Consider the following 19,306-nt stretch of genomic DNA (forward strand, 5'->3'; position numbering starts at 1 on the left):
GGTAAATATTTAGGTTTTACCGGTATAAAATAAGGTAGCCGTATCTTTCCATTACTTCTTGGTCTTGTTTTCAGGGGGTTAGAGCGACTTTTTCATAAATGCTCTGATCTTTTCCATAATTTCCTCTGCATTCTCTTCCAGGGCGAAATGACCCGTATCGTAGATGTTGTAGTCTATGTTCCTGACATCTTTTTTAAATGCGGCAGCACCGCTTTCAGGAAAGTATTCATCATTTTTTCCCCATACCACCAGAACGGGAGGCTGATGTGTCCTGAGATACTCCTGCCATTTCGGGTAAAGTTTCAGGTTATTCTGATAGTCGTACCACAGGTCAAGATTAATCCGGTGTGCATTTGGGCGGGACATTCTTAGATAGTCAAGGTGCCAGGTGTCGGGATTCACGTTTTCAGGATTTCTTGTGCCATGGGTGTATTGCCACTTCAGGCCTTCCATAGTAAAGGCCGGCAGCAGGGCGTTCTCGGTATGCTCATTTCTGTCAGCCCAAAAGTCCCTGATGCCTTTCCATGCCTCCCCCAGACCTTCCTCGTAGGCGTTTCCGTTCTGAGTGATTATGGCTGTAACCCTTTCCGGATTTGCAGTAGCTATCCTGAAACCTATGGGAGCACCGTAATCCTGCATCATGATGGCATAGGAGGTGATTTTTTTCTTTTCCAGAAACGCATTGATGGTTTTTGCCATATTGTCAAAGGTATACTCGTATTCTTCAGAGGACGGAAAGTCACTGTTTCCGAATCCGGGATAGTCGGGTGCGATCAGATGGAAATCGTCCGATAAGCCATCGAGTACCTTCCTGTATTGATGTGAGGATGAGGGATAGCCGTGCAGCAGGACAATCGTTGGATTCTTAGGGTTTCCGGCCTCACGGTATGCTATGGTGATACCTTCGATTTCCAGTGTCCTGAACTTTGTGGTTTGTCCGTCTGATTCATTTTCTGTTGTCACACTTTCTGTTTGCGGTGTGTTTTCTGATTGCCCGCAGCTAAGTAGTAGCAGTATCAGGCTTATTGAAATTAGTTTTCTCATCGTTTTTTAGAGTTAAGATTAAAATTAATTACCGAATGTTTGGTAAAATATATGATTAAATTTTTTTATTCTTTTAGATACTTTATGTAGATATCCTTCAGGGTATTCTCAAAAATAAGCGTATTATTTAGTCCCTTGCTCAGTATAAGGCTGCCCTGAATGGCTATAAGTGTAGCTAATGCCATATCCCTTGCTTTAGCAGGAGGGAAACCAGCTGATTGGCCAAATGCCGTGAAACCATCCAGCCAGTCTTTTAGGCCGCTGTTAATGAGGGGCTCAAACAGGTCCGATGCTTCCTGCATCGAGAAGGCTTTAAATATGCAGTTGTCGTGCCCGTTGTTGTAGAGTGTCCTGATGTGGGACAGTGCTTCGGTCAGACGGATTTCAGCGGGGGTGTCCGGTTGCTGCAGTGCCTGGAATACGTGTTGTGCTACCCAAGCTTCCATGTGTTTTAGAACGGTTTCGGCCATTTCCTGTTTCCCTTTCGGGAACCTATGGTACAGGCTCGCTTTCTTTAGTCCCGTAGCTTCTGAAAGATCCTTCAGGCTTGCCCCTTCATAGCCCCTTAAGCGGAATGTGTGGGTTAAAGCCTCCAGTAATTTCTGATCGTCTATCTTTTGTGGTCTCATAGGGCAAAGATACAAAATAAAATTTAATTACCAAACGATCGGTATAATTTAAAGGTAAGCGTAATATAGGCCTTAATAACAGATAGCTAAAAAGCTGTACCGCATGCCGGTTACTATTGCTTCAGGGTTGACAGGCAGACCGCTACAATGTCCTCAAACATTTTTTTATCTGCATCAAATTTTACGGTAACACGCAGCCCGTTGAGCGAGTTAAAAACAAACCGAGCCAGGGAACGGGCGGGCGATTTTGAGGTGAAGACACCGGCATCCTGTCCTTTTTTTATGGCTTTGTATAAAGCCTCTTCGGTATCGTGCATAATGGCATTGGCAATGGCTGCGATTTCGGAATCAACAGGAGCCAGTTCAACTACCGAATTGATAACAAAACACCCTTTAGAAGCTGTACTGTCCAGGGCTTCGGCCTGAACGGCTTCAAAAAAGAACCTGATGTAGGACTCCACATCCTCCGGGACATCGGTAGTGACCACAGGATCAATCTTTTCTTTGCGGTATTGCTTTAAGGCCTTTACAAATAGGGAATGTTTATCCCCGAAGGTATCATAGAGGCTCGAGCGGCTTATGCCGAGATAGTCTACCAGGTCTTGCGCAGAAGTCGCGTTATAGCCTTTCTGCCAGAACAGGTGCATAGCCTTGTCCAATACTTGGTGTTCGTTAAATACTTTTGTCCTTGCCATAAAAAAATCTTTGCAGTGTAGTAGTACTACACTGCAAAGATAATAAATTCAGGAACGAATGTTCCGTTTTTAGGCAAAAAAATTACAGACGTACGGCGTTGACCGAGGCCCCGCTGTCGATGGTAAATTCAGAACCAGAAATAAAGGAAGCGGCATCAGATGCTAAATAGGTAATAAGCCCTGCGATTTCTTCAGGCCTGGCAAAACGCTTGAACGGCATGAATTTCTCTTTAAGGAAGTTATGCACTTCCTCGGTTCCCAACTCTCCCCTGTAGATCATGTCTGTTTCGGTCATGGAAGGGGCTACGGTATTTACCCTTATCTTTCTCCCGGCCAGTTCCACTGCTGCCGACTTGCTGTAGGCTGTTAGGGCTGCTTTGCTTGCAGAATATATACTCGTCCCGGTAGCAAACGTATAGGCTGAAACCGAGGTAATGTGTACCACTGAGGCGCCATCGTTAAGGATGGGTATAAACTTTTCGGTTGTAAATACGGCCCCCTTAAAATTGATATCAGTAAGTGTGTCGAAAATGGCCTCGGTAAGCTGTCCTACCGGCTGCTGAAAGGATACCCCAGCATTGACCACCAGGATATCTACCGTACCATAACGGGATTGGACTGCCTCCACTAAATTTTCCGTATCGGATAGACTGGCGGCATCGGCGCGGATACCCAAGGCATTGGGCCCCAGCGTCGCTACAGCATGATCCAGAGCCTGCTGATTGCGGCCCGTGATCACCACTTTGGCACCTTGGGCAATAAATTCCTTGGCGGTAGCAAAACCTATACCTGCGCTTGCGCCGCTTATTACGGCGATCTTGTCTTTTAATGTACTCATTTTTTTTTTAACTGTTTAAATTAATTACGGAATAATCGTTCCGCAAAGATAAGGTAAACGGAACAAACATTCCAAATATATTTTATGAACAAATGTCCGGATCAGGACCCGTAAGTGAATCAGCAGCAGGGGACGTTTTGCCCTACAACCACTACCTTTCGCGGGAATTTACCGCTTTTGGGTCAAGTAATGAGACAGGGATTTCAGTCCTAAAAAAACAGTTACTTACCCCAAAAAAGGGTGACGCGGAAAGAAAACTTAAAAAATCATTAAATTTGTAGTTATAAAATGCCATTTTAATGAAGTCCCTGCACGCATACCTTAACAGATATGTTTCCGCCTTAATTTCAGAGAAGGACTTTGAAATGATAGCCGGTCATTTTACTCCAAGGAAACTAAAGAGAAGGCACTACCTGCTCCAAGAGGGGCAGATAGCGGATTATTTTGCCTTTATAGTAAAGGGCTCCATGCGCAAGTATTATCTCGACGATAAAGGGAAAGAGCATGTAATTAACCTCTATATTGAAAACTGGTGGGCGGGCGACCGCGAAAGCTTTACGCTGCTTACACCTACCCAATATAACATTCAGGCCTGTGAGGATTGTGAAATGCTTATCATCACTAAGGAAAATAAGGAGAAATTATGCAGGCAATCCGTTATATTTAATGAGTTTGTAGTGAGGCTCGATGAGAAATACAGTATCGCTTCCCAGAAAAGGATAGCCTCCTCGATCAGTTCTTCCGCTAAAGCCCGCTATGATGATTTTGCAGCGTGCTACCCTGAATTTTTACAACGTTTTCCCCAACACCTTATCGCATCCTATCTTGGGATTACAAAGGATACCTTAAGCCGGGTACGGAGACAGTCGCTGTAGCAATAGCTTTTAATCTGTATTAACCGGTGCTTGATTTTTTGATTCTGTAGTGCTTTATCGATTCCTCTTTTATCGTCATTTGTCTACGTCTTTTTACTTGGTATGGCATAGCTTTGCTTTAATCACAATAAGTGCTGTATTAGAATCGCTGCAACCCTGCTATCCTCCTGTGTTTATGGAATACAAAAGCAAAGTACCTGTACTGCCTGTAGTAATAAAATGGTGTTCAGGACCTGAGGGACGTTCAGGTGATCATGGTTAGGAAGGGCTCCAGGTTGGTACTTATCTCAAAAATTTAATCATGGATATTTACAGTGACGAATTGCATATTGCCGGAACCTTGATGGATAATCTACCCTATGAGGTGGTGTGGCTGGATAGTAGCGGTAAAATCATATTCGCCAATACAATGTTCTGTAAGGAAACGGGTTATAGCAGAAAAGAAATAAGTTATCTTAGGATTGAAGATATTAATATTACGGTAACGCCTGAAAGCTGGAAGCAGCATTGGGAAGAGGTAGTACAAAAAGGAAGTCTTAATTTTATTGCAACACACAAGACAAAAGACGGTAAATTCTATACAGGAGAAGTATTCGTGCAGCAGTTTTCATTTCGGGGGAATAGATTTATATGTGCGACTTTCAGGGAGATAACCGAGACCAGTTTTTATAAGAACCTGATAGAGAATACCCGGGTGATAGGAAGCGTGGGCGGTTGGGAACTGAACCTTCAGGACGGATCGCTTATGGCAACTGCCTGTGCACTGAATATATTCGGAACCGACGATACTGAAGATCTTTTGCCTTCACGAATTATTCATCAGTTTGCCGACACCGAGCGGTTTAGGACCCTGCTGGGGCAGGTCATGAGGAAAGGCGTCGCGTTTGATGAGGTTTTTGAGCTTAAGGGTAGCCCCCCAAGATATATCAGGGCAATCGCAAAGCCTATCCTGAAAGCCGATAAGATTTATAAGATATCGGGTGTGTATCAGGATGTCACCGAGATCAAGCAGAAGGAGAATGACCTCACACTCTATAAGACCATTATCGATAATGCTCAGGATCTTATCTATGTCTATAATGATAAGGCGGAATTACTGCACTACAGTGAATCACTGATCGAAAAACTGGGCTTCAGTAAGAAGCAGTTGGACGGATTAACGATGTTTGACCTTGACCCTTCTCTTACGCCGGAATTCTGGGAATCGCATTTCCGGGAACTCCGGGAAAGAGGATCGCACCGATTCGAATGGCTGGTTTCCAGAAAAGACGGTACGAAGTTCCCGGTGGACATTACCGCAAGCCAGCTGAAGTATTACGGTGCTGATTACAGTTGCGCCGTGGTACGCGATATCACCGCGAAGAAGATGCGTGATCTCGAGCTTTACGAGGCACTGCAGGAAATCAAGTCACTGAAGGAGCGTCTTGAGAATGAGAATGAGTACCTGCAGGAGGAGATCAGCAGCAAAATCAACTTCAAAAACATAATCTGTGACAGTGAACCCTACAAAAAGGTACTGATGCAGGTCGATCAGGTAGCCCCTACCGAAACCACGGTACTCATTACTGGTGAATCGGGTACTGGAAAGGAATTACTGGCCAGTGCCATCCACAGCAATAGCCGAAGAAAAAACCGTCCCCTTATCAAGATCAACTGTGCCACCCTGCCCAAGGAGCTTATCGAGAGTGAACTTTTCGGCCATAAAAAGGGTGCCTTTACCGGTGCGGTAACCAATAAGATGGGTAAGTTTGCCCTTGCCAACGGGGGTACCATCTTTCTGGATGAGATCGGAGAGTTGCCCCTTGAGCTTCAACCCAAGCTCTTACGGGTATTGCAGGAAGGTGAGTTCGACGAGCTGGGCGGAACCAAGACGATTAAGGTGGATGTCCGTATCATAGCAGCCACTAACAGGGACCTGAAGGAAATGCTTCGCGAAGGGCTTTTCCGAGAGGACCTGTACTACCGTCTTCATGTCTTTCCCATATACAATCTGCCCTTACGTGACCGCAGGGACGATATTCCTGTTTTGGCGCAGTTTTTCCTGGAGAAATATGCTGCAAAGGCAGGCAAGGCTTTCCGTCGTTTATCGACTCAGACCATCGACTGTCTGATGAATTATGACTTCCCCGGTAATATCAGGGAACTCGAAAATCTCATTGAGCGTGCGGTAATAGTGGAAAACGGTACAACGCTAAGACCGGGCAGCTGGATACCCGAAAAGGATGTTTTGGTCCGTCCCTGTGGCTTTGTTTCCTTTGAGACCAAACAGCGGGATTATATCATTGAGGTGCTTGACCATACCAACTGGCGCATCAGCGGGCCTAACGGTGCCGCGGCAATCCTAAAGATGAAAGACAAGACCTTATTTGCCAAAATGAAGCGGCTGGGCATTGAAAAGCAGGTCGGGCTCAAGGTAAAGACATAACCGAAAAAATCCCCGAATCCGGTTGCACAGTAACCACCATATACTATCCACCCCTTCATTACGGGCTATGGGGTATAACCTGCTATCCGATTATTTCTGTTCCCCGCATTACATTGATCCGCCCGGGCACCTGCCGCTTGGGACTCAACTCAACTTCCTGCTGCGATAAGTTATGCTGTCCTGAGCCCAATACCTGTATTATCGTGGTTTTTATATCTGCCTAGCGGTAAATAAAAGATCAATAATTTCTTAAATATGAGAAATTTACGAAAAATCAGAAAAATAATAATCCTTTCCTGTTGTGTAACATGTTGTTAATGAGTGTTTTACTCGTGTGGCACGGAATTAGGTTCTATTTCTACAGGTAGCGGTTCCGATGGGAATTCCTACCGGATCTATTAGAAAACTTAAAAACAGTGCCATGAAAACATCTCCAATCCGAATCGGCTATAGCCTCTCCCTTACAGGACCGGTATCTGAAAATGCAAAAGCTGCCAGGCTGACGCATCAGATCTGGGAACGGGATATCAACAGCAGGGGCGGCCTTTTGGGCCGCAGTGTAATGCTAACCTGTATCGATGACAGGGGTGATGCAGCACACGCCGCCACCATTTACAGGGACCTGCTGGATAATGACCGGGTAGATCTTGTTTTGGGTGGCTACGGAACCAATACGCTTGCCGCCTCGATGCCTGTTGTCATGGAACATAAAAAATTCCTGATCGGCCTGATGGGGCTGGGAGTAAATAACGAATTAGGGTATCCGAACTATTTTGCGATGATACCCACCGGAATGCGTCCGAATACGGCCCTTACCGAGGGTTTTTTTGAGCTTGCGGCCGCGCAAAGCCCCGCACCCAAAACGGTGGTATTGCTTTCCGCCGAGGCAGAATTTTCAATAAACCCTGTGATCGGGGCCAGGGCCAATGCGGCAAAGTACGGACTGGAAGTGATTAAAGAGTTCCGTTATCCCCTGTCAACGGTTGATTTTACCCCGGTTATCGAAGAGTTGGGCAGGGTTAATGCCGATATCTTATTTATCTGTTCCTACCTGAGTGATTCGGTAGGGCTTATCAAGGCGATCAGTAGCGGTTCCTATCGTCCCAAGATGCTGGGCGGTGCCATGATCGGCCCGCAGAGTGCCTCGGTAAAGACGGACCTTGGCCCCCTTCTAAACGGTATTGTCAATTATGAATATTGGGTTCCGGTGCCCAAAATGGAATTTACCGGTGTCAGGGAGCTTCTTGCTGAGTATCAGCGGCAGGCCATGGTAGAAAAAACGGATTTACTGGGCTATTACGTGGTACCCTTGGCCTATGCACAACTACAGGTACTGGAGCAGGCCGTGAGAAACACCGGCAGTTTGAACGATGAAAAATTATCCGAATACTGCAGGGGCAATGCCTTTGAGACTGTGATGGGCACCATCCGCTTTGCAAAGGGTGGTGAATGGGAGCAGGCGCGTGTGGTTCAGGTTCAGTTTCAGAATATAAGAAACAAAAGTATTGAAACCTTTAAAGACAACGCAACCCAGGTTATCGTAGCGCCCCAATCGTATGCCTCCGGAACCTTTATGTATCCTTATTCCCCTGATAATTAAGGGGGAAATAAATTAGTATCACAATTTTTTTAAATAAATCTTTACTCAAAATCATTACAATTATGAACAAAATTCCAAAAATCGGACTTGAGGGGCTATTGCGACCTGAAGACAGTATCGTAGTGCTGATCGATCATCAGCCTTACCAATTTACCAACCTTAACAGTCATGAACCCACGATGGTCATAAATAATGTTGTAGGGCTTGCCAAGGCGGCAAAAGTTTTCAACGTGCCGACCTTACTAACTACCGTTATTGAAGAGCGCGGGGGGTACATTATCAAAGGGCTTCAGGATGTATTTCCGGAGCAAAAACCCATCAACAGGACTTTTATCAATACCTGGGAAGACCCGAAGGTAACTGATATTGTCAAAGAAAGTGGCCGTAAGCAGCTTATAATTGCGGGCTTATGGACAGAGATATGTGTGGCCATGCCTGCCATTCAGGCAATAGGGGAAGGTTATGACGTATTTGTGGTTACTGACGCCAGTGGTTCTACCTCTGCGGAGGCGCATGATATGGCGGTACGCCGTATGGTCCAGGTAGGGATAGTGCCCATTAACTGGATTGCGGTGGTGTCAGAATGGCAACGTGACTGGGCGCGCGCCGAAACAGCTACAGCGCTTTCCCAGGTGGTCTTGGAACATATGGGGGCAAGCGGTATTGCCCTGGCTTGGGAGCTACAGCTTTTAGCAACTCCGGTGCCGAAAGAGAATCAATAAAAGGTTTGCCGTTCCTGGCACGAGTCAGGGGCGGCTTTTTTTAACTTAAGAAAACAGGTATGGATAATAAAACATTGGCTTCGGTTTTGGAAAAGAATCTGGAGCAGGTCTGGAACCAGCGTAACAGCGAGATAAGACTACAGGTAATTGAAAGCCTTTATGAGGAGGACTGCGGTTTGTTTCATGTTAATCACCACATAAAAGGATACGGCGCTATAAATGAGAGCGTGAGTGGTGTTCTGGCTCAGATGCCAGGGGATTTTATTTTTACCAGGCTCAGCCCCGTTGTCATTAATAATGATCTTGGCAGGCTGATCTGGGGTGTGGGCCCAAAGGGAAAACCACCGGTGCAGACCGGAATGGACATTGTCATTTTTGAGCAGGGGAGGATTAGGTCCCTGTATGTGTTCCTTGATTAATTTAAAGGTTTTTATATGAAAAAGAAAACAAGCTTTTCAACAAAAGGACAACGGGCAGATATCGGGGAACTGACCATCTACAGGCTTCTGGCCAACAGGTATAGTGATGCGGTAGGACCTTTTGTGTTTCTGGACCATATCGTCCCGAAGGTCCGGTCCTCAGCAGGTAACACCGGAACCGGCGCGCATCCCCATAGGGGCATTGCTACCTTAAGCTATATCATAGAAGGTGAGGATGAGCATTTTGACAGCGCCGGTAATTACGCAAAAGTATATTCGGGAGGTATCCAGTGGATGAAGGCCGGTAATGGAATCATTCATGATGAGACCCTTAATACCGACTCACAAAGCGGCGGTAATAGCACCCATGCCTTCCAGTTCTGGATCAACCTTCCCTCAGAGAACAAGGCTGAAAAACCGGAATACCTGGCCATTCAAAGGAGCGAGGTTCCTCAAAAAGCATTACCCGGAGGCCATGGCAGCATTAAGGTGATTGCCGGGGATTATGAAGAGCTGCACTCGAGAATACCGGACTACTCAAAGCAGTTCCTTTATCATATAGAACTGAACCCTACCGGTAATTTCATCCTTTCCTTTGATCAGGATATCGAGGTTGCCGCTGTTTTGCCTATTGGCAACATGAGTCTTAACGGCGTAGAATATGAGACAGGGGAGTTTGTGGAATTTGACCGTGATGCCGGTGAGATTGTATTGGAGAACACCACAGGAAAAAATGCCGATGTACTGCTCTTTGGCGGAGAACACTACAGGGAGCCCATTGTGGCCGAGGGGCCCTTTGTGATGAACAGTGCTGCCGGGATAGCGGAAGCATACCGGGACTATTATGCCGGTAAGTATGGACGTATAAAGCGGCCTGAATCGGGAGATTCTGAAAAGCGTAGCCATTAGCCCTTCCCTGAAAAGGCTGTTGATCAGCAACCATAACCGCAATTACTGATAATAAAAAAAATAAATTTTTAATCATTATAAAGATACAATGAACAATAAAGAAATCGTACTGAAAGCAATGAATGAATTGTTTCACCAAAAGGACAGCAGTGCCATAGAGCGCTATTGGCAGGAATCCTACCTGCAGCACAATCCCTCAATGATAAACGGACACAAGGGGCTGATAGAGCTGCTGCCCTTTCTTGATAAGGAATTTAAGTGGCAGCCCGGTATCATAGTGGAGCAGGGTGATATTGTGATTACCCACAGTCTTGTCCATGGCTGGGGTCCGGCCCCGGTTATCGTAGTGGATATCTTCCGACTGGAAGACGGTAAGATAGCGGAACATTGGGATGTAGTACAGCAGGAGACCCCAGCCTCAGAATCGGCCAGCGGTAATGCCATGACATCATTTAATATCGCAGGCTATGGCAAATAAACTAACAGGCAAAAGGTACCTTATGGATGTAGGTATCCTGAAAACGGAACTGCATTTCGAATCGGAAAGCAGTATGGTATTTACGGTCTTAGATGGTGGAGGCCTTACTGATAAAGGCCATTCGGAAAGAGTGGCTATCACCCTGGCGGAAATACGGCCCGATGTATATATGATAGCATGGAAGGAAGCTTCCGGAGCGACAGTTACCCATGTGGAAGATCATCAAAACGGCGTGATCTACAGCAATGCCACCTTACCTGACGGTAGTTTTTATACCATGAGGGGCACTGTAAAGCCCTTATAGGAACCGTAACGCTTACCCGCATTCGGTACACTTTAGCAAATACAAATAGTTAAACCCATAAAAGAAAGCAGGAATAATGGAAATCGGAATAGATAGTTTTGCCTCGGCACGATATGGCAGCAATACACTCAGCAGTGTAGCAGCTATGGAACAGTTACTCGATAGGATCACCGCCGCCGACCGGGCAGGGCTGGATGTGTTTGGCATAGGAGAACACCATAAGAAGGAATTTCTGGATTCCGCACCGGCAATAATCCTTGCTGCGGCCGCAGCAAGGACCACACGTATCCGTCTTGCCAGCGCGGTAACGGTACTGAGTACTTCCGATCCGGTACGCGTATACCAGAATTTTGCGACAATCGACCTTATTTCCAAAGGGCGTGCAGAATTGGTTGTGGGACGTGGTTCGGCAACGGAGGCGTATCCGCTGTTCGGCTTTGACCTGAGGGATTATGATGCGCTCTTTAAGGAGAAGCTGGACCTGCTCTTGCAGCTCCGCGATGAGGAGTTTGTCACTTGGAAAGGACAGTTCCGCCCGGCACTGGACAACCAGCCTGTTTACCCGAGGGCGCTTCAGGAAAAATTACCGGTATGGCTGGGTGTGGGGGGTACCCCGGAATCGTTTGTACGGGCAGGTATGCTCGGGCTTCCTCTGATGGTCGCAGTTATTGGGGGCGAAACGGAGCGTTTCCGTCCCCTTGTTGACCTTTATAGGGAGGCCGGGGCAAAAGCAGGATTCTTACCGCAGGACTTGCGCGTAGGACTGCATTCACCGGGCTATGTAGCCCGCAGTGATGAGAAGGCTATAGCAGATTACTATCCAGGTTATGCCGAGCAGTGGACCAAATTGGGTAGGGAACGGGGCTGGCCGGCTGTGACCAGGGCCGGCTTTGATGCCATGACCGCACCTCAGGGTGCCCTTGTGGTGGGTGGCCCCGAGCAGGTTGCCGAGAAGCTGATACGACACAGCAAGGCGCTCGGGGGCGTGGACCGGTTTACCTTTCAGATGGATAATGCCGGCTTATCGCACGGACAGTTGCTGGAATCCATCGGATTGATAGGTTCAGAGGTTATACCACTGATAAAAGGGCAGCTGTAAAAGATCTGAAATGCAAAACTAAAACAACCTCCTAAATCTTATCGGTTCAGTAATGTAGGGGTAAGGCCTTACTGTACTGAACCTTATAAACAAAAGTATGTAATGACCCGCCTTTTCTTTTTATTTTTCCTGTGTATCTGCTGTTGTGCTGCGGCACAGCAGTCCATGACGCTTGGGCGGCAACAGAAGGATACCCTCACGCTGGGGGATTCAGCACCAGATGGGTACAAAAGCCTGAAACGGATTCAGATAGGTAAAGATGGGCATGCCGGTTTTGGTGGCAGCTGTAGGTTTCAGTACCTTCTCCTGGATAATGAGAACTGGAACCCTGCCTCGAGGGACCCTGACGGCTATCTGCTCAGCAGATGGCTTTTTCACACTGAACTGCAATTCGGTAATCGGTTTCGCTTGTTTGCGGAACTGCAGAGTGCCCTGGCAGGTAGCAGGATAGCTCCGGTGCCTGTGGAGGAAAACGCCCTGGAAGCCCACCAGCTTTTTATGGAATTTCAACCCCTTGAGAGTATACCTCTTACTATCCGCCTTGGAAGGCAGGAGGTGAGTTTCGGGTCACAACGCCTGATTTCTCTCAGGGATGCCCCCAACAGCCGCAGATCTTTTGATGGTGTGGAGGGGATTTATGCCAGGGAGAAGTTTCGGGCCAGTATGTTTTACCTGCATGCGGTCCTGGATAAGCTTGGTATTTTTGACGACCGGTCTTCCCCAGAGCTAAAAGTGTGGGGATTATTTTTGGACCGTACCACTTTTGGATCACTTCCTAACCTGAATTTCTATTATTTGGGATTTTACAACCGCCATGCACTTTTTTATGACGGGCCGGGTATGGAAAAAAGACATACCCTTGCTGCGCGTGTCTTCAGTAAGGACAGCAGATGGAACTATGACCTGGAAGGGGGGTATCAGTTCGGATCGATTGGCCGTCGCGGCATATCAGCCTGGAGTATCGCCTTTTCGACAACCTATAGTTTTTCTGATATGAAATACGCTCCCGAGCTGGGATGCAAAGCCGATATTATCAGTGGTGACGGCAATCCGTATGATCGCAATCAGCAGACACTCAACACTATGTTCGGTCCCGGAGCCTACTTTGGCATGGCAGCTCCAATCGCGCCAAGCAACCTTATGGATGTTCATCCCGGTGTAAAACTCCACCTTACCGGGAAGATAACTTTTTCCTTTGACTATGCGTTTTTATGGCGTTATAGCAAAAAAGACGGTTTATACAGGCCCAATATGGTTCCTTTTTTTGAATCGAATAATGCGACTTCCAGTTACATAGGGAGTCAGATCTCCGGAGCCATCACCTATCAGGCTACCCCGGATGTCCTGCTTCTTCTGGGAGGCAGTTGGTTCAATTCAGGGGATTATCTCAGCGATATGGGCATGGGTAAGGACATACTGCTTGGGTTTGCTGGTGCTCAGGTAAGGCTTTAGGATACGGAACCCGTAATGCAGGGATAGAGTCAAGCCCCAACAAATAGTGGGCACCGGTACTGCGGACTGTTGGGTGTAAATTTCTCATATTTTAGAAATTTACGATAATTCAGAAATTATTTTTGGCTTATTTTTTTCTAAAATGATGATTTTCAGTTATTTAATTCTATGGCATGCGATTCGCTTTATATCAGGGAACGTCGGAGTAGCGGGGAGGTACAAAAGGCAGATGGTTAAATTATCGGTTAACCGGTTAGTACTGTCGGAAAGGGCAAATACCAAGTACACATAAAAGAGGAGGTCGCCGTGAATTGCCATGGCGGCTTTCAGAAGGAATAGCTTAATTCTAAACTAAATTCAATTAAATGAGCGAAAAGACAAGAACACTATGGAACCTTGACCCGGCGCATTCGGAGATCAGCTTTAAAGTAAAGCACATGATGATCACAACGGTGACCGGTCATTTTGACGAGTATAGCGCAAGAGCTGAAGCCACAAATGAGGGTTTCATTGATGCGGATTTTACCTTTGTGGCCAAGACGGCCTCTGTCAATACAAGAAACAAAGACAGGGACGAACATCTGAAGTCACCTGATTTTTTCGATGCGGAACACTATCCTGAGATACGCTTCACCTCCACCTCCTTTGACGGGGAAACGATGTTGGGCGTGCTTACAATAAAAGGCATTACCAGAGAAATCGCTATCGATATGGATTTCAATGGCATTGCTATCGATCCCTATGGACAGACCAAAGCGGGATTTGAGGGAAATGTAACGGTGAACCGAAAGGATTTTAACCTTACCTGGAGTGCCCTGACCGAACAGGGGAACATCGTGGTAAGCGACAGTGTCAGAATAGGTATCGTCCTTCAGTTTGTAAAATCGTCCTGAAAAGGGCAGCAAGGATAAAGTGCTGTTTTCGGCAGCTTTTTTAAAGGATCTAGACAGGCACTGGGCATTTCTATCCTGTGGCAATAAACGTTACGAATAATACTATAAAAACCAATAATTATGGAAATACTACTACAGCAAGGCGATTCCAAGGGTCATGCCCTGGCAAGGGAGAATGAAAAACGGGCGGGGATGATGACCTATTCGATAGCCGGACCGGAGCTGATCATTATCGACCATACGGAAGTTGAACCGGCCTATAACGGAAAGGGTGTAGGGAAGCAGATGCTCTATAAGATTGTAGAGATGGCCAGGGAAAAGGAAGTGAAGATCATTCCCCTGTGTCCCTTTGCGGCAATGATGTTTAAAAAGTCGGAAGACATTAAGGACGTATTAAAATCATAAATCAGACTATTATGGCAACTATAAAAGAATACAGAAAAGACAATCTGACAATAACCTGGGAACCTAAAAAGTGCATCCATGCCGGTATCTGCGTGAAGACCCTTCCGAAGGTCTACAATCCCAAAGGTTCGCCATGGATTACACCCGAGCATGCCCCGGCGCAGGCTATAAAAGACCAGATTAATGCCTGCCCTTCCGGGGCATTGGGTTACAAAGAATCGTAAAAATCCTGTCATGCAACATCATATACTTATAAATATTTGTGCCATTTTCGGCGTGGCTACAGCTGTCATCATTATCTGCCGTTTCCTTAAGATAAGGTATATCATCGGTTATCTCATTACCGGAATCCTGCTCAGCCCGAACACGTCAGCCTATTTTGCCAATATGCAGGAGGTTGAGGTCTATGCGGAGATAGGAATCATACTGTTATTGTTTACCATTGGCCTTGAATTTTCCTTTACCAACCTTAAGAAGATCCAGAAGTACGTTCTGGGGGGCGGGAGCGCACAGGTTTTATTTACCATTGCCTTGACGGCCGGGCTTATCTGGCTTGCGATGCGGCCCAGCTGGCAGGAGAGCGTCTTTTGGGGTTTCTTATATGCCTTAAGCAGTACGGCCATTGTGATCAAGACCCTCCAGGATTCCAACAAGATAGCCACGGCTCACGGGAAGTTCATTTTAGCGGTATTACTGTTTCAGGATGTAATGATTGTTCCGCTGATGCTCTTCACACCCCTTCTTGCCGGCGAGGGAGGGGACTCTCTGACAGCACTGGGATGGTTACTGGGTAAACTGGTTTTGATGGGCGGCATTGCCTATCTCCTGACACGCTATGTGATCCCTTACTTCCTGAAAACGGTAATGAAGGTACAGAGCCAGGAGGTCTTTCTCATTGCCACCGTATTTATTGTAACGGGTATTGCCCTGATGACCGAACAGTTGGGGCTTTCCCTGGCACTGGGCGCCTTTGTGGCCGGCCTGATTATAGCAGAAACCGATTACAACCACATGGCCATTTCGTGTTTTCTGCCATTCCGGTATGTGTTTATGAGTTTCTTTTTCATTTCGATGGGTATGCTTCTCAATTACCAGGTATTCCTGACCGATTTGGGATGGATCGTGTTCTGGACCCTGTTTGCCTTTTTTGTAAAGGCTATGGCGGGCATTATTGCCGTTAAGGTAATGGGGCTGGAGTGGAAGACGGCTTTTGCTGTTGGTTTCTCCATCGCACAGATCGGGGAATTCTCCTTTGTACTGGCACAGAGCGGACTGAGCCATGGACTGATCAGTGATAACAATTACCAGATATTTCTGGCGGTATCGATACTGCTGATGTCCCTTACACCTTTTGTGGTATCCAATGCCGAGAGGATTTATCCGATTTTCAACAAACTGATTCAAAGACATGAATAAGCAGAAATTACAGCTGTACGGGACCGACTGGTGTCCTAAGTCCTCCTCCCTTCGTAATTACATGCAGGGCCGGTGGATTGAATTTGATGATTTCAATGTGGAGACCGATGATGCGGCAAATACCAGGATACGAAACCTGTATGAGGGTAAACTGAAGTTTCCGACAGTTGTCTTTGCAGATGATTTCATAAAGAACCCGACCATACCGCAGCTTAACGAATTCCTAAAAAAACACGGTATCGATTAGCCTTACAAAAAGCGGTATATAAGACGAAATATAACAATTAATAATTTTCCACTATGACCGATCCCAGATTTCCTGTTCTGACCCAGAAGCAGATTGCTACCCTAAGGGGATTTGCAGACCTGATCACATTTGAAGAAGAGACCGCAGTTTTCCGTGTCGGGGACAGCGCGTATGATTTTTATGTTGTGTTGCAGGGCGCCATACACATTAAGGATCCCTTTAATGAAAATCAGGTGCTTGCCACCCACGGTATCAATGAGTTTACCGGTGACAACAGTATGCTGTCCGAGCGCAGCATCCCTTTTGATGCCTATGCCTCAAAGGGGAGTACGGTCCTTCGTATTACCCCGACACGGCTTAAGGAGGTCATCGCAAAGCACAGTGATATCTGTGATGTGCTGCTGAGCGCCTTTATACAGCGCCAGGAAACGATGCTGAGGGATTTTAACGGGGGGATTCAGGTCATCGGTTCAGAAAAATCCAGGGATACCTACGCCCTGCGTGATTTTATGGAAAAGAACCATATCTGGCATACCTTCCACAATACCGATGCATCAGGGCATGCGCGCCAATTGCTGGAGAGTTTCAGTCTCAGCGATGATGATCTGCCCATTCTTATAAACATTACCGGTGAGATAGTAAAAAAGCCCACGATTGCCGAACTGGCCAGAGAGACCGGTGTACTATCCGATTTTGGCGACGAGATATATGATGTACTGGTGGTGGGGGCGGGGCCCTCAGGCCTTGCTGCCAGTGTATATGCGGCATCGGAAGGCCTCAGTGTGGTAACAATAGACGGCAACGCACCGGGGGGACAGGCCGGTAAAAGTTCGAAAATCGAAAACTACCTGGGCTTTCCCACAGGAATATCGGGTAACGATCTTGCCAACAAAGCCTACATACAGGCGCAGAAGTTTGGCTGTATCCTTTCGATTCCCCAGAAGGCCGAAAAGGTAGAGTATAACGGCGACCATTTCAGCGTATGTGTCTCCAATGGTAAAAACATTAATGCCAGGGCGGTCATTGCGGCCACCGGTGCAGAGTACAGGCGTCTGCCGATAAACACCATTGACCACTTTGAAGGCAGCGGGGTTTTTTACTCGGCCACGGCCATGAATGCCTCCGCCTGCAAAAATGAGCTTGTCGGGGTTGTGGGTGGTGGCAATTCGGCGGGCCAGGCAGCGCTGTTTCTGGCAGATCATGCCCATGAGGTCCATATTATTATCCGTGCGGAGGACCTGGGGGCTAAAATGAGCGACTACCTGGTCCAGCGTATTTATACAACGCCCAATATTATCGTTCACACCAAGAGCTCGGTCACTGCCCTTAACGGGATGCATCATCTGGAATCAGTAGTTTTGGATACGGCTGGGGAAAAGCAAAGGATAGGGATTTCCAATCTCTTCACATTCATAGGGGCAAAACCCTGCACTGACTGGCTCAGTTCGCTGATTGCCATGGATGATAAAGGTTTCATTTATACCGGTCCGGACGTCACTGACAACTTACAGGGACAGTGCGCACTTTACAGGCACAGGAAACCACAGTCCCTGGAGACCAGCATATCCGGTTTTTTCGCCGTAGGAGATGTCAGGAAGGGCTCTGTTAAAAGGGTCGCTTCCGCCGTTGGGGAGGGTTCCATGGCAATAAGCCAGATCCATCAGTACCTGGCCGAACTGAAAATAGCGAAACGACAGGCACCTTTCAGCACCAATACAACGGAACTCTAAAATAGTAGTAACCCCTTAAAACTTTTCACATTATGAAACATTCACGATTATCACTAACAGTATTATTTTTTATTTCAATCTTAATAAATTCAACTAGTATGGCACAGACAATTCCCGGAGAAAAAGATCCGAACATCTCAAAAGAGACCCGTATATTCCTGACAGCGCTTAACAGCGGTGACGGGCCACCACTGGAATCCCTGCCCCCTAAGGAGGCACGACAGGTCCTTGTAAATGCACAGCAATCCGTATCCTATGATTATAGCGATATTGAAGAGTCCGAAAGGAAGATAACTACGCATGACGGGCAGACCCTTACCATCCACATTGTAAAACCCAAGGGAGCCAAGGACGGACTTCCTGTATTTATGTTCTTCCATGGCGGGGGATGGGTATTGGGTGATTACCCTACCCACAGACGCCTGGTGAGGGATCTGGTTGTCAGCAGTGGGGCGGTAGCGGTATTTCCCGACTACACGCCAACACCCGATGCCCAGTTCCCTGTGGCAATCAATCAGGGTTATGCCGCTACCAAATGGGTTTCCGAGCACGGCAGTGAAATTGGTGTGGACGGTTCCCGATTAGCAGTAGCCGGAAACAGTGTGGGCGGTAATATGTCCACGGTTGTTTCCCTAATGGCCAAAGAGAAGAACGGTCCCAAAATTGCCTTTCAGCTCCTGTTATGGCCGCTTGTGGATTCTGACACCAGCCGTCCCTCTTACAAAAAATACGGACAGGGCAGGTTTCTGACCACCCCTATCATGGAATGGATGTGGGACATGTATATCCCCAACCCGGAAGAGCGAAAACAGAAATATGTCTCACCGATCAATGCTTCCCTGGAGGAACTGAAGGGGTTGCCTCCCGCATTGATTCAGGTAGCCGAAAATGATATTCTCTTTGATGAGGGTGTGGCTTACGGCCGCAAACTGGATGAGGCAGGGGTGCCGGTCACCGTTACGGTATACAACGGAATGATACACGATTACGGGATGCTTAACCCGCTCTCTGATATTGCCGGTGTACAGGAAGCTCTGACCCAGGCTGGCGCCGTACTGCGTGAGGCACTCTTTGGCAAGAAGTAATCCAATACTATTAAAGGACAGTGCCGGTAAAAGCCGGCGCT

General features: G+C 47.1%; 21 protein-coding genes. 17 read left to right on the plus strand and 4 right to left on the minus strand.

Annotation, left to right across the window (positions count from 1 at the left end; all coding sequences use genetic code 11):
- Positions 1-78: 78 nt before the first annotated feature.
- From FUA48_RS11885 to FUA48_RS11900, 4 genes are all read right to left on the minus strand, one after another.
- Positions 79-1,044, minus strand: a complete 966-nt coding sequence (locus FUA48_RS11885) for an alpha/beta fold hydrolase (RefSeq protein ID WP_147583733.1) — start codon at positions 1,042-1,044, stop codon at positions 79-81.
- A 65-nt stretch (positions 1,045-1,109) separates the two neighbouring features.
- On the minus strand, positions 1,110-1,673 hold the full coding sequence (locus tag FUA48_RS11890; protein ID WP_147583734.1) for a TetR/AcrR family transcriptional regulator: 564 nt from the start codon (positions 1,671-1,673) through the stop codon (positions 1,110-1,112).
- Positions 1,674-1,786: 113 nt separating this feature from the next.
- Positions 1,787-2,368 (minus strand): TetR/AcrR family transcriptional regulator, encoded by a 582-nt coding sequence (locus FUA48_RS11895; RefSeq protein ID WP_147583735.1) that lies wholly within the window; start codon positions 2,366-2,368, stop codon positions 1,787-1,789.
- Positions 2,369-2,450: 82 nt separating this feature from the next.
- Positions 2,451-3,206, minus strand: a complete 756-nt coding sequence (locus tag FUA48_RS11900; protein ID WP_147583736.1) for an SDR family NAD(P)-dependent oxidoreductase — start codon at positions 3,204-3,206, stop codon at positions 2,451-2,453.
- Between the two features lie 299 nt (positions 3,207-3,505).
- Between FUA48_RS11900 and FUA48_RS11905 the strand changes: the two genes are divergently transcribed.
- From FUA48_RS11905 to FUA48_RS11985, 17 genes are all read left to right on the plus strand, one after another.
- Positions 3,506-4,081: a Crp/Fnr family transcriptional regulator gene (locus tag FUA48_RS11905; protein WP_147583737.1), complete on the plus strand. Its 576-nt coding sequence runs from the start codon at positions 3,506-3,508 to the stop codon at positions 4,079-4,081.
- A 301-nt stretch (positions 4,082-4,382) separates the two neighbouring features.
- Entirely contained in the window at positions 4,383-6,506 is a 2,124-nt protein-coding gene (locus FUA48_RS11910) for a sigma 54-interacting transcriptional regulator (RefSeq protein ID WP_147583738.1), read from the plus strand.
- A 421-nt stretch (positions 6,507-6,927) separates the two neighbouring features.
- Entirely contained in the window at positions 6,928-8,106 is a 1,179-nt protein-coding gene (locus tag FUA48_RS11915) for an amino acid ABC transporter substrate-binding protein (RefSeq protein ID WP_147583739.1), read from the plus strand.
- A gap of 62 nt (positions 8,107-8,168) precedes the next feature.
- The gene (locus FUA48_RS11920; protein WP_147583740.1) at positions 8,169-8,828 is read left to right on the plus strand and encodes a hydrolase; all 660 of its coding nucleotides are present in this window, start codon (positions 8,169-8,171) and stop codon (positions 8,826-8,828) included.
- Between the two features lie 59 nt (positions 8,829-8,887).
- Positions 8,888-9,247 carry a nuclear transport factor 2 family protein gene (locus FUA48_RS11925; RefSeq protein WP_147583741.1) on the plus strand — a complete coding sequence of 120 codons (360 nt, stop codon included), beginning with the start codon at positions 8,888-8,890 and terminating at the stop codon, positions 9,245-9,247.
- Between the two features lie 15 nt (positions 9,248-9,262).
- A complete protein-coding gene (locus FUA48_RS11930; RefSeq protein WP_147583742.1) occupies positions 9,263-10,156 on the plus strand; it encodes a pirin family protein in 894 nt (297 codons plus the stop codon).
- 88 nt (positions 10,157-10,244) lie between these two features.
- A complete protein-coding gene (locus tag FUA48_RS11935; RefSeq protein WP_147583743.1) occupies positions 10,245-10,634 on the plus strand; it encodes a nuclear transport factor 2 family protein in 390 nt (129 codons plus the stop codon).
- A complete protein-coding gene (locus FUA48_RS11940; RefSeq protein WP_147583744.1) occupies positions 10,624-10,938 on the plus strand; it encodes a MoaF-related domain-containing protein in 315 nt (104 codons plus the stop codon). Before FUA48_RS11935 ends, FUA48_RS11940 begins: the two co-directional genes overlap by 11 nt.
- Positions 10,939-11,014: 76 nt before the next feature.
- Positions 11,015-12,037, plus strand: a complete 1,023-nt coding sequence (locus FUA48_RS11945) for an Atu2307/SP_0267 family LLM class monooxygenase (protein WP_147583745.1) — start codon at positions 11,015-11,017, stop codon at positions 12,035-12,037.
- Positions 12,038-12,139: 102 nt separating this feature from the next.
- A complete protein-coding gene (locus FUA48_RS11950; RefSeq protein WP_147583746.1) occupies positions 12,140-13,489 on the plus strand; it encodes an alginate export family protein in 1,350 nt (449 codons plus the stop codon).
- Positions 13,490-13,854: 365 nt separating this feature from the next.
- Complete coding sequence (locus FUA48_RS11955) at positions 13,855-14,382, plus strand: YceI family protein (RefSeq protein WP_147583747.1); 528 nt, start codon at positions 13,855-13,857, stop codon at positions 14,380-14,382.
- Positions 14,383-14,502: 120 nt separating this feature from the next.
- Positions 14,503-14,787 carry a GNAT family N-acetyltransferase gene (locus tag FUA48_RS11960; RefSeq protein WP_129751048.1) on the plus strand — a complete coding sequence of 95 codons (285 nt, stop codon included), beginning with the start codon at positions 14,503-14,505 and terminating at the stop codon, positions 14,785-14,787.
- 11 nt (positions 14,788-14,798) lie between these two features.
- Complete coding sequence (locus tag FUA48_RS11965) at positions 14,799-15,011, plus strand: (4Fe-4S)-binding protein (RefSeq protein ID WP_129751049.1); 213 nt, start codon at positions 14,799-14,801, stop codon at positions 15,009-15,011.
- Positions 15,012-15,021: 10 nt separating this feature from the next.
- Entirely contained in the window at positions 15,022-16,203 is a 1,182-nt protein-coding gene (locus FUA48_RS11970) for a cation:proton antiporter (protein ID WP_168196978.1), read from the plus strand.
- On the plus strand, positions 16,196-16,450 hold the full coding sequence (locus FUA48_RS11975; protein ID WP_147583749.1) for a glutaredoxin family protein: 255 nt from the start codon (positions 16,196-16,198) through the stop codon (positions 16,448-16,450). Before FUA48_RS11970 ends, FUA48_RS11975 begins: the two co-directional genes overlap by 8 nt.
- Before the next feature lie 53 nt (positions 16,451-16,503).
- Positions 16,504-18,180, plus strand: a complete 1,677-nt coding sequence (locus tag FUA48_RS11980; protein ID WP_147583750.1) for an FAD-dependent oxidoreductase — start codon at positions 16,504-16,506, stop codon at positions 18,178-18,180.
- A gap of 98 nt (positions 18,181-18,278) precedes the next feature.
- Complete coding sequence (locus FUA48_RS11985; protein ID WP_147583751.1) at positions 18,279-19,265, plus strand: alpha/beta hydrolase; 987 nt, start codon at positions 18,279-18,281, stop codon at positions 19,263-19,265.
- Positions 19,266-19,306 lie beyond the last annotated feature (41 nt).

The organism is Flavobacterium alkalisoli, assembly GCF_008000935.1.
Taxonomy (GTDB): Bacteria; Bacteroidota; Bacteroidia; order Flavobacteriales; family Flavobacteriaceae; genus Flavobacterium; species Flavobacterium alkalisoli.